Annotated in this window: 7 protein-coding genes; 6 read left to right on the forward strand and 1 reads right to left on the reverse strand. The window is 42.7% G+C overall.

What is annotated here, in order from left to right:
• Window positions 1–164: 164 nt before the first annotated feature.
• Entirely contained in the window at window positions 165–3,011 is a 2,847-nt protein-coding gene (locus PENNN9_RS07395) for a heavy metal translocating P-type ATPase (RefSeq protein WP_058369061.1), read from the reverse strand.
• Window positions 3,012–3,476: 465 nt separating this feature from the next.
• Here PENNN9_RS07395 and mrcB point away from each other — a divergent pair, with 465 nt between their 5' ends.
• The 6 genes from mrcB (at window position 3,477) to purH (ending at window position 11,638) form a co-directional block, all read left to right on the forward strand.
• On the forward strand, window positions 3,477–5,945 hold the full coding sequence (gene mrcB / locus PENNN9_RS07400) for a penicillin-binding protein 1B (protein ID WP_058369062.1): 2,469 nt from the start codon (window positions 3,477–3,479) through the stop codon (window positions 5,943–5,945).
• Between the two features lie 40 nt (window positions 5,946–5,985).
• Window positions 5,986–6,831: a tetratricopeptide repeat protein gene (locus PENNN9_RS07405; protein ID WP_058369063.1), complete on the forward strand. Its 846-nt coding sequence runs from the start codon at window positions 5,986–5,988 to the stop codon at window positions 6,829–6,831.
• A 76-nt stretch (window positions 6,832–6,907) separates the two neighbouring features.
• Window positions 6,908–7,831 (forward strand): 50S ribosomal protein L11 methyltransferase, encoded by a 924-nt coding sequence (prmA, locus tag PENNN9_RS07410; protein WP_058369064.1) that lies wholly within the window; start codon window positions 6,908–6,910, stop codon window positions 7,829–7,831.
• 202 nt (window positions 7,832–8,033) lie between these two features.
• Window positions 8,034–9,257, forward strand: coding sequence for a DUF3426 domain-containing protein (locus PENNN9_RS07415; RefSeq protein ID WP_058369065.1), 1,224 nt, complete (start codon window positions 8,034–8,036; stop codon window positions 9,255–9,257).
• A gap of 228 nt (window positions 9,258–9,485) precedes the next feature.
• Window positions 9,486–9,764 carry a helix-turn-helix domain-containing protein gene (locus tag PENNN9_RS07420; protein ID WP_058369067.1) on the forward strand — a complete coding sequence of 93 codons (279 nt, stop codon included), beginning with the start codon at window positions 9,486–9,488 and terminating at the stop codon, window positions 9,762–9,764.
• A 293-nt stretch (window positions 9,765–10,057) separates the two neighbouring features.
• Window positions 10,058–11,638 carry a bifunctional phosphoribosylaminoimidazolecarboxamide formyltransferase/IMP cyclohydrolase gene (gene purH / locus PENNN9_RS07425; RefSeq protein WP_058369066.1) on the forward strand — a complete coding sequence of 527 codons (1,581 nt, stop codon included), beginning with the start codon at window positions 10,058–10,060 and terminating at the stop codon, window positions 11,636–11,638.
• Window positions 11,639–11,709: the final 71 nt, after the last annotated feature.

The following is an 11,709-nucleotide window of genomic DNA, read 5'->3' on the forward strand; positions in this document are numbered from 1 at the left end:
CCGCGGGCCCTCATTCTCGCCTTTAACAAAAGGCGGTCTTTTTACGGATAAAACTGATGGCTGGTTAAAACTTGAATTACAACGACTAATGCGAACAGACAGATTAACAAATCAGATAAGCTTGAAGTCACTAGCTGATAACAGCTGTCATATGCAAATATAGGTTAAGCTCGTTTTAAACGCAGCGCATTTAACACCACCAATAATGAGCTTAGCGACATACCGATAGCAGCAAGCCAAGGCGGAACATAGCCTAAAGCTGCTGGTATTAATACCATACCGTTGTAAGCGAGGGCCCAGCGAAAATTTTGTTTAATAATACGTTCAGTTTTATCAGCGATACGTTTGGCAGCAGTAATTGCTCCAATTTGACCGTTCAATATGATACTGTCACTAGATACTTGTGCCAAATCTGCCGCCCCAGCAATCGAGGTCGACACGTCTGCTGCTGCCAACACAGGTGCATCATTAATACCATCGCCGACCATCAAAACGACGGCACCTTCAGCTTGCAGTTTTTGTAAGTGGTTGACTTTATCGGTTGGCGATAAACCGTTGTAAGCAGCTTGCATTCCTAAATCTTTAGCCATTACAAGCGCCTGTGAGCTTGGATCCCCTGTCAACATCACTGACTCGATACCATATTCTTTGAGTGTGTTAAGCATCACTCTGGCATTATCACGTATCTTATCATTGAAGTAAAAACATGCCAGCGCCTGCCACGTACTACTATCGTTTGATTGATACGATAGCACCACCGCAGAGCTGGCACGATGAGCGTCCAAGTTAATAACTGAATCATCGATGGCGCTTATATGACTATCAAAACTATCGTTGACAGAAATATCATTGGCTCTATCTAACGCAAAATCTATATGACCAATACGGTATAAGACGCCTTCAATTGTCGCTTCCACCCCGCCCGCTGGATAATGCTGCAAACCTTGCGCATGCGGTAAGTGTAACTGATGAGCCGCTGTTAGCAATGCATGAGCAATAGGATGACGACTGCCTACTTCTAAAGCGGCAGCAATGGCTAAGAGACCGTTTTTTTGTGAAGCTGGTTCTAGATCATAGCTTTCATTTTGTTGTGCAGAATTCAACAGCTCAATATTCAATAAATTTGGCTTACCATAAGTGAGTGTGCCCGTTTTATCAAAAGCCACATGGGTGATTTCTGCTAGTGTTTGCAGCGTATGTCCACGAGTCGTCAAAAAACCATAGCTTGCCAAGCGATTGGTCGAGACAGTCAACGCAATCGGAGTGGCCAATGACAGTGCACAGGGACAGGTCGCTACTAGAACCGCTACGGTTGCCCAAATTGCTTGGCTTGGATCAACAATATACCAGCCGATAAACACCAACGCCGACAGTACTAAAATGCGCGCCACGAACCAACGTGCCAGCTTATCTGCTTGCTGAGCCAGCTTTGGCTTTTCACTCATAGCACGGTTCATTAGCCTATCAATTAAGCCTATTTGACTGTCTGCTGGCAGTGCGGTAATCAACATCTCAAACGGCTGACTGTCGTTCTGAGCGCCACCAATGATATAGTCACCTTGAGTTTTAGCAATCAAGTTGCCTTCACCTGTTAATAGGCTCTGAGAGACCGTAGCAGTTGGACTTAGCAAAATACCGTCACTAATAATCTCAGAACCCGCCTCAACCATGATGATATCGCCCACTTGTAAGCTATGCGCGGTGACCATCTGCTTTTCTTTATCTTCGTTTGGTCGTTTTAAGAGACCCAAATGTCGATTACGTATCTGCTGCCAGTCTTTAGCAATACGCGAGGTTAGTTGCTGGACATCGTCCTCCATGTTCTGCATAAAGTTAGGTATAGAACTTGGTACATGCTGGTTGGTTGTAGCCTTTATAGCCTCGTTGTCAATCTGATTAGCGAAATTTTTTGCTGCTTTATTAACGTCGACCTCTTCAAGCGCATTTTTCTTTAATTGCTGCAAAATACGTTCGGCAGACTCTTTGTCTTCGGCGACTTTTTGTACCAGTACCGGCTCTACAACGACTAAGTCGTTCGCCATAGTAGCTGCTTTTAGACGTGCATTATGCTCTATATAACGCCCTGCCAATAGAAAGAAAATAAACATACTGACTGAGTCATAGTATGTCTCTCCTTGACCAGTAACAGTAGCATAGAGACTGGTAAAGAAAGTAACAATCAAGGCAATACTGACTGGTACATCCATATTAACTTGGCGTGCACGAATCGCTGACCAAGCCGACGTAAAAAACGGTATGCCTGCATAAAAAAACACAGGCGTACTAACAAACAAAGATACCCAGCGTAAAAAGTCGCGCTGGAATATCAGCATATCGCTATATTCACCAAAATAAATCGCTACGGCATACATCATCGCCTGCATGGAACCCAATGCTGCAATACCAAGCCTTAGTAGCATCTGATTGTTGTGACGTGCCAGCATAGCCTCATGGGTATCTTGCCGATAAGGTTTTGCTTCATAGCCGATCTCATTGATGACAGCTAGGATGCGACTGATAGGTAGCTTGCTCTCATCCCAAATCACTCGCATGCGCTGATTGGTCAAGTTCACCTGACATTTACGAATACCGTCTAATTCATCTAAGCGCGATTCGATCAACCACGTACAAGCGGCACAGCGTAGATTGTTGACGGACAACTCTGCAACTGACATACCATCTTGGGCATAGACAAATTGCGACTTGATTTCATCATTATCATAGGCTTCAAGGCGCGTTAATTGAGTGGGTAGACTGGCTGTCCGGTTAATTTCTGATCGATCAAGGTAATACTGCTCAAGTCCGGCTTCTACGATGCTTTGAGAAGCCAGTTGACAGCCCATACAACACATTTCACGCGACTCACCTAATATCTCAGCATGAAACGGTGGCTGCGGTACTGGATCACCGCAATGGAAACAGTGACCTGCAAGCGGCAATACCAAGCCTTCAGTGATAGAGCGGTCTTCATGGGATGTGATTGTGGGTATTGATGACGAGACACTAGACATAACCGTGCTTACTTCCTTTAGACACACTGCTTTATAGACATTGTGTTGCATAAATATTGCTTGATTTCGACTAAATTTAAGCTTAACAATAACTCAGCAACTATTGATAAAATAACAGCAGATAATCCATACAAAAAACACCATTTTTGGGCGTATAGACTGTTATCCTATATGGCACTCATTAAATAAATTAAAACCTTATAGTCAGTCATATATAAGTTAATGCAGTATTAAAACTCATTCGTTAAATACAGAGTTTTTTGCTGTTTTTAGTTCTGTTGGAATCATATTAGCACTACTACCACGCTTTATTTAATCAATTTATATATTGATATTCAATGTTATACCATTATACACCTTCCTAGCTAAACCCAATAAAACCCTGAGTCGATGATGATAGATTGAAAATTTTGTCAATTTGCGTCATTATGAGGCAGTTTTTTATCCTAATACGGTGCGTTATCAGTGCGAAAATCTAATCCTAAGTTACCTCAGTCTGCTGTAGGCACTCTTCCCTCGCAGCAGCGTGGAATTGTATTCAGTAGTATCCTATTAATCATCGTCATCGCTGGCATGGTTTTATTGGCGCTGTATTTGGTCAAGCTTGACCGTACTATCACTCATAAGTTTGAAGGTAAGCGCTGGGATATTCCTGCCAAAGTGTATTCGCAGCCGCTCGAGCTCTATCAAGGTGCGGCAGTTGACAACAGCATGATGAAGACTTGGCTTGAGCTGCTTAATTATCGTAGCAACAAGGACTATGATCGCACAGGTAGCTTCTATAAATCAGGCAATAACTACTTTATCCATACGCGCGGCTTTACTTATAGTGCAAACGATATTGATAAAGAACAAGTCATTAAGATGACGATTGCAAATAACAAGATTAAGACGATTCAGAGCACTGAACAAAATAAGACTGGCATTATTCGTCTTGAGCCTGTAAGTATTGGCGGTATTTACCCGGATAGCAATGAAGATCGAATGGTTGTCTCTTTAGATGACGTGCCGCAACCATTAATTGATGCCTTAATTGCGACTGAAGATCGTGGTTTTTATGAGCATAAAGGCGTATCTATACGCGGTATCGCACGTGCCGTAATCAACAACTTCTCTGGTGGCTCTATGCAGGGGGGTTCGACTATCACCCAGCAGCTTATCAAAAACTTTTATCTGAATTCTGATCGCACCCTTAAGCGTAAAGCCAATGAAGCACTGATGGCCGTATTACTGGAGCTGCATTATAGTAAAGATGAGATTTTGCAAACTTATCTCAATGAGATCTATCTTGGTCAAAATGGCAATCGCTCTATAAATGGTTTTGGCTTAGCTGCACAATTTTATTTTAACCAACCACTAAATGAGCTTCGGTTGGATCAACAAGCCATGTTAGTCGGTATGGCTAAAGGGCCAAGCGTCTATAATCCTCGCCGCCATCCCAATGATTCAAAAGCGCGTCGTGATGTAGTGCTCAATAATATGCTACAGATGGGTTCTATCAGTCAAGAGCAATACGACACGGCATTAGAAAAGCCTCTTGGGGTTGTAGATAAGCCTGTTGAAGGTAAAAGTCAATTTCCAGACTTTTTGGACATCGTCAAGCGCGAGCTTAATGACGTCTATTACTCTGATGACCTAAAAAACGAAGGTCTTACTATTATTAGTACCCTTGACCCTATTGCGCAACTAGCAGCTGATCAAGCTGTCGACAAAAAACTTGGTGAGTTACGCCGTAAAAGTAGCAAGACTAAAGACTTGCAAGGTGCCTTGGTCAGTGCCAATCCTGAGACCGGTGAGCTAGTCGCTGTCGTTGGTAGTGGTAGCGAGTTTACTGGTTTTAACCGTGCGGTCGATGCCAAGCGTCAGGTTGGATCATTGTTAAAACCTGTTATTTATATGACAGCACTTGAAAGTGGGCGCTACAATTTGGCTAGCCCCGTTGATGACTCTCCGATTACAGTCAACTTAGGGGATGGTAGCAAGTGGAACCCTAAAAACTATAGCGGTCGTGATCATGGCTATGTTCCATTAACGACTGCACTTGCCAAATCATACAATCAAAGCGCCGTACGTTTGGGTATGGAATTTGGTATCGACACATTTGCCAAACAGTTACGTCGTTTGGGTATTGAAGAAAAAATTCCCGCTTATCCCTCAGTACTGTTAGGCTCAGTTAACTTAAGTCCTATGGATATGCTTGGCGTGTATCAAGTCTTTGCAACTGGCGGCTTTCGCACCCCTATTCATAGTATTCGAACCGTCATTGACAATCGCGGGCGAATTTTGCAGCGTACTGGTCTGAACACTCAGCGCAGCATACCACCTGAAACCAATTACTTGACCAACTATGCTTTACAAGAAGTGGTCAAAAACGGTACTGCCAAACGTGCCCAATCACTCGGTAGCAATTTAAACCTAGCGGGTAAGACTGGGACGACCAATGACTACCGTGATGCATGGTTTGCAGGCTATAGCGGCAACTATGTGAGCGTCGTTTGGGTTGGACGCGATGATAACAAACCAATTGGGCTTAGTGGTGGTACTGGAGCATTACCAGTATGGGTTGATTATATGAATCGTATAAAGTTGACGCCTGTCGCTATGGCAGAGCCTGAAGGAATTGAATGGCTATGGCTTGAGAACAACTCTGGCAAACTATCTAATGAACGCTGTGCCTCGGCTCGATACTTACCAGTTCTGTCAGCGCATTTGCCAGAAGAAGCGAGTAGTTGTGCGATTTCTTTATATCAGCAGGAGCAAGCGCGTGGTCAAATACAATGGGAAAACGAGCAAGGGTCGATTAATCAGCAGCGTCAACGTGAAGGTCTAGAGATACCAAACAGTGAGGTAATCGAGCCAAATGCAGAAGGTAATGATAACGACACTCAAAGACGTACAGACACTTGGTACGATCGAGCTCTTGAGTGGTTTTAACAAATTGTTTTTAAGTTGTTGATTCATACTGGTGGTTAAAATGATACAAAATAAGGGGTTTGATATGGCGGTATTTATGCAACATCAGTACTTAATAGTACAGAACAAAAAGCACAAAAGTCTCATCAGATCTTTTTTGGTATCAAGTGCGCTCATCAGTATGTTGACGTTGAGTGCTTGTCAGACGACCTCGCCACTACCTAGCAACACCGCTACAGTGACCACCAAAACACCTGTGACCGTAGCACCTGCAACGACTGAAACACCACAAACTACTCAGAATCGTACTTATGTTACAAATACCTACCCTACCAAACCATATATACCGCCTACTGATGCTACGCCAGAAAACAATACCTACTCAGAAAACACCTCAACTGCTAATAATCCTTTAACGCAGCAAACACAGGTTATAGAACAACGAGAAGTCATATTTAACGAGCCTGTATATACTCCTCCACGTGATGATTATATGATCTCACAACCCCCTACTGCACCGTCACACAATGAACTATTAGAGCAGGCACGTCAAAATTCACAGCAAAGAAGCCGTCAACCTACTAATAATCAAAGCAACTTGCCAGCTTTTCGCAATCTAATGCAAACTGGTACTAATCAGCTCAAATCAGGCAATCTGACTGCTGCTGAAAACAGCTTTACCCGTGCACAGCGTTTAGCGCCCAGATCATCTGCAGTATATTTTTATCTGTCACAAGTAGCACTAAAAAAAGGGCAACCGCGTAAAGCTGAGGCCATGGCTCGTCGAGGTCTGACCGTTTCTGAAGACGCCAATCGTCGCCGTTCACTATGGCAGCTTATCCTACGCTCAGGTCAACAACAAAACGATTCGCGTGTTGTTCGTGAGGCGCAGCAAGCACTCAAGTAATTATTGAATGGTTTTTATATAAAATACAACAACTTACTTTTCATTCACTCAATTTAATTTAATCAAGGTTATCTTTATGGCATGGCAACAACTGCACCTACAATGTGAAAAAGCAAACGTCGATCTTGCAGAGGCACTGTTATTAGAGGCAGGCGCCCTGTCTATCGCGCTAGACGATGCAGGTGATCAACCTCTATTTGAGCCATTACCGGGCGAATCACCCCTGTGGGATGACGTGATACTAACTGGTCTCTTTGACGCTACTACCGAAGATGGGAGTCGACAAGCTGTTGAGCAGCTCAGTCATGATATTGCAGCGCAAATCCAAGCCAGTCGAATTTGGCTCACTGCGGTCGATGATAAAGATTGGGAACGTGAATGGATGACTCATTATCATCCAATTGAATGCGCTAACAATCTCTGGATTGTTCCAAATTGGCTAACGCCACCTGATGCTGATGCTACTAATATTATTATGGATCCAGGGCTTGCTTTTGGCACAGGTTATCATGCCACTACGCGCCTATGTTTAGACTGGCTGACAGAACAAGACTTAAAAGATAAAGTAATAATAGACTATGGTTGCGGCTCGGGTATATTAGGTATCGGCGCATTACTATTAGGCGCCAAACAAGTTTATGCAGTCGATATTGACCCACAAGCAGTACTTTCTACAAACCAAAATGCTGCACGCAATAAAGTTGATGAACGATTGCAAGCATTTTTACCAGAGGAGTTTACAGACTATTGCGCACAACACGATATTATTCCTGTGGATGTTATTGTTGCAAATATTTTAGCAAAACCTCTTATTAATCTCGCTCCTTACTTTGCAACTTTAATCGCACCAAAAGGACGCATAGTGTTGGCAGGATTGATCGAGTCTCAAACCGAGCAAGTTGCAGAAGCTTATCGCCCTTACTTTAATCTTGACTCCAAACATGCTTTCACTTCTCAAGAAGATCAACATTGGCAACGCTTATCAGGAGTATTTACATAATAGCAATACCAAATAGTTTTATTTACATACTAGCAACACTTTATTACATCTGTTACGATAGACAACTGGTTGGATTTTGCAAACGCAATACTGCTCTCCTATTGTCTATCGCGATACAGATACCTATAAATATCTAAAACAAGACAGTTTTTGGTGAGTCGGTACATAGTAATTATTACTGTATTTCTTTGGACTCAATTACATGACTACGCTTATCAAAACTCAATGTCCTTCTTGTCAAGCCTACTTTAGTTTACCACAAACTTTGCTAAGTGAGCTGGATGCAAAAGTACGCTGTAAACGTTGTCAGCAGATATTTTTGGTCAATGAAAACCTTGTAGTTTCTGGTGATGAACCTTCAGATGTCAGTAGCACCTCCACTTTTATCGAAAAAAGCAACAACAATACTTCTCAACATAACGATGACTTCTTATCTTCTGATACGCTCATCCATGATGACATGCCCATTGACGATCTTGAACCATCAAACTTGGAGTACGACTCATGGGATGAAATGAGCGCTTGGTCCTTTGATTTGAACACCACGCAGATATCGTCAGTACGTTCAGATTCTGAAAACGCGGAACCTAAACCTACAGATGCTACGACTAGCGACTCTCCTATCCTTCATGATATGTATAACGAGCAAGAAAAGGCGTTTGAAGAGTCAAACTATGTCATAAACACTAAGCCTCAGCATAATAACGCCTCAGCATCTGCCAATGCTTCTCGCAGAAATGACAATACTAATAGTGTTAATGATAGTGATAGTGATAATGCATGGCTCGAAAAGCTCCTTGAGGAGCAAAACAACAGTACAGACGTTGTAGAGTCTGGTACTGACTTATCGCAATTGTTAGCGAGCATGGGCGTACCGCTAAGAGATCAATTTCAAACTCCTTCTAAGCAAGCAAGTAAAGCTCAATCACGTATTTATCCAGTACAATCTCGTATGCAGACATCTGTAGCCTCCTTACTATGGTTAGCTGGCTGTTTGGTGTTGGTAATGCTATTGTTTGCACAATATGTTATTTTTAATTTAGACAACCTAGTCAAAGACCCAATCCATGCGGAGCGCTTACAAGCTGTTTGCGCTGTCGCAGCTTGTAGCCTACCCAACGCTAATATGTCAGCTTTCGATATCAATGATGTGGCTTATCGGCCCAGTACAGTAAAAACTGCTGACGAGTTTACTGACATAGCAGCTACCTTGGCAAATCAAAGTACAAAATCCCAGTTATTACCCAATCTAAAAGTCAGTATTTATAGTAATGATGATGTCATTGGAGAGTTCATTGCCACGCCAAAGGACTATCTAGTCAGCAAACAAAACGTACTCTCTGCTGAACAAAACAAACCCTTTATGTTTACCGTTCCAGTTGTCAATAATGAGATTAATAGAGTAACTATTGATCCTATTTATTAATCTTTTATATTTGTCTGTTTCTAGCCTGATGTTTACATTGATATGTAATTTGACACTCAGTTAGCCCTTTATTCATAACCTTTGTCGTATGACAATTTTTAAGGACATCACCTTATGGCACACTCAGTTCCTCCTTCTGCCAACCGTCTTGCCCAGCATTCTAATCATTTTAATGAGTCTGATAATCGAGATAGTATTCAGCAACCAACAACTGACGCACAAAGCAGTTTGCAAAGCTCAGACAGCCTCTTATCTAGTGACACAGAGCTTGCGCCAGTGAATGCCCCTCTACGAGTACATGTCGAACGTGTCGTACGTGAGTACTTTGCCGCTTTGGAAGATGAGATGCCAACAGACTTTTATGAGCTTATCTTAAGAGAAGTAGAGCTGCCTTTATTAACTGTCGTGCTTGAGCAGACTCGTGGAAATCAAACCAAATGTGCTCAAATCTTGGGGCTTAATCGTGGCACACTGCGTAAAAAACTAAAAACCCATAATTTAATGTAGCTGATTGTATAGAAAGTAGTATTTATGCTCTAAAATGATATTGAGTTTTGTGTAAATGGGCCAGATGTTTTATTATAGGCACCGTGATTATTGGCATGTTATTTTTTAAGGCTGAGCAGTACGTAACTGGCTTTATATGCGTTGCTATAACCTTAAAAATTAACACTAAGCTTAATATTACGCTTTATCATTATTGTATACGGCAATTCACAGGTTTGATGTGATTATATCTGTGACTGCCACTACTATCTTGCCGGACGTCTGTGTCGGGCTTTTTTTATGGAATCGTTTTTATGGCTACCAAACCGTTTGCTCTACTCTCAGTCTCTGATAAATCTAATATCGTAGAATTTGCTCAAGGGCTTATTCAGTCAGGATTCAACTTATTATCCACTGGCGGTACTTATCGGTTGCTCAAAGAGCATGATGTGGCCGTAACTGAAGTATCAGATTATACCGGTTTTCCTGAAATGATGGATGGCCGTGTTAAAACATTACATCCAAAAATTCATGGCGGTATTTTAGGTCGCCGTGGTACAGACGATGCAGTGATGAATTCACATAGTATCGATCGTATTGATTTGGTCGTGGTTAATCTTTATCCATTTGCTGAGACAATTGCTCGCGCTGACGTCACTATGAATGATGCTATCGAAAACATCGATATTGGTGGTCCGACTATGGTACGTGCCGCCGCTAAAAACCACGCTCATGTAGGTATTGTGACTGATCCAGCTGATTACGAGCGTGTGCTTACCGCTTTAGGTGACGGTACTGAGCTGACAACGGCTCTACGCTATGATTTAGCCGTCAAAGCGTTTGAACATACCGCCCAGTATGATGGTATGATCGCTAACTTCCTAGGTAGCCGTGTCAATGACACTCAAGAACCAGAGAATTTTTCACGTACCTTTAATGTGCAGCTTGAGAAAGCACAAGACCTACGTTACGGTGAAAATCCTCATCAAAATGCTGCCTTCTATACCGAAAACCAGCCTCTAAAGAGCCAGCAAGCTTCTATTGCTACTGCTAAGCAGCTACAAGGCAAAGCCCTCTCTTATAATAATATCGCTGATACTGATGCAGCTCTTGAGTGCGTTAAGGCCTTTAATGCACCCGCTTGTGTGATTGTAAAGCACGCCAATCCGTGCGGCGTAGCAGTGAATCAAGATCAAGTCACTGCTTACAAAACAGCTTTTAGTACCGATCCTGAGTCCTCTTTTGGCGGTATCATTGCTTTTAATTGCCCATTAACAGTTGCGACTGCTAAAGCTATTATTGACAACCAGTTTGTTGAAGTGATCATTGCGCCGAGTGTTGAAGACGGTGTGCTTGACACAACCGCGGCTAAGAAAAACGTACGTGTATTGGTTTGTGGCGAATTACCAACGCCAGCTCAGCGTGACTCTCAACTTGACTACAAGCGCGTCAACGGGGGTTTACTCGTGCAGGAACAAGATTTAGGCTTGATTACGGCTAATGATCTAAAAATCGTAACCGATGTTCAGCCAACTGAAGCCCAGATCGCTGATTTGCTGTTTAGCTGGAACGTTGCAAAGTATGTCAAGTCCAACGCTATCGTTTATGCCAAAAACCAGCGTACTATTGGTGTTGGCGCAGGTCAAATGAGCCGCGTCAATTCAGCTCGTATCGCAGCTATTAAGGCTGAGCACGCTGGATTGGTTACTGAAGGAGCTGTCATGGCATCAGATGCTTTCTTCCCGTTCCGTGATGGAATTGATAATGCAGCAGAGGTTGGTATCTCAGCTATTATTCAACCGGGTGGTTCTATGCGTGACGATGAGACCATTGCTGCGGCAAATGAGCATGGTATCGCCATGGTATTTACAGGTATGCGTCATTTCCGCCACTAGCATGCAATATGTAACGTAGAGACTTGTCACGATATGATTCATTAAAAAAGCCACTGTATAGTACAGTGGAG

Source organism: Psychrobacter sp. ENNN9_III (genome assembly GCF_001462175.1).
In the GTDB taxonomy this organism is placed as follows: domain Bacteria; phylum Pseudomonadota; class Gammaproteobacteria; order Pseudomonadales; family Moraxellaceae; genus Psychrobacter.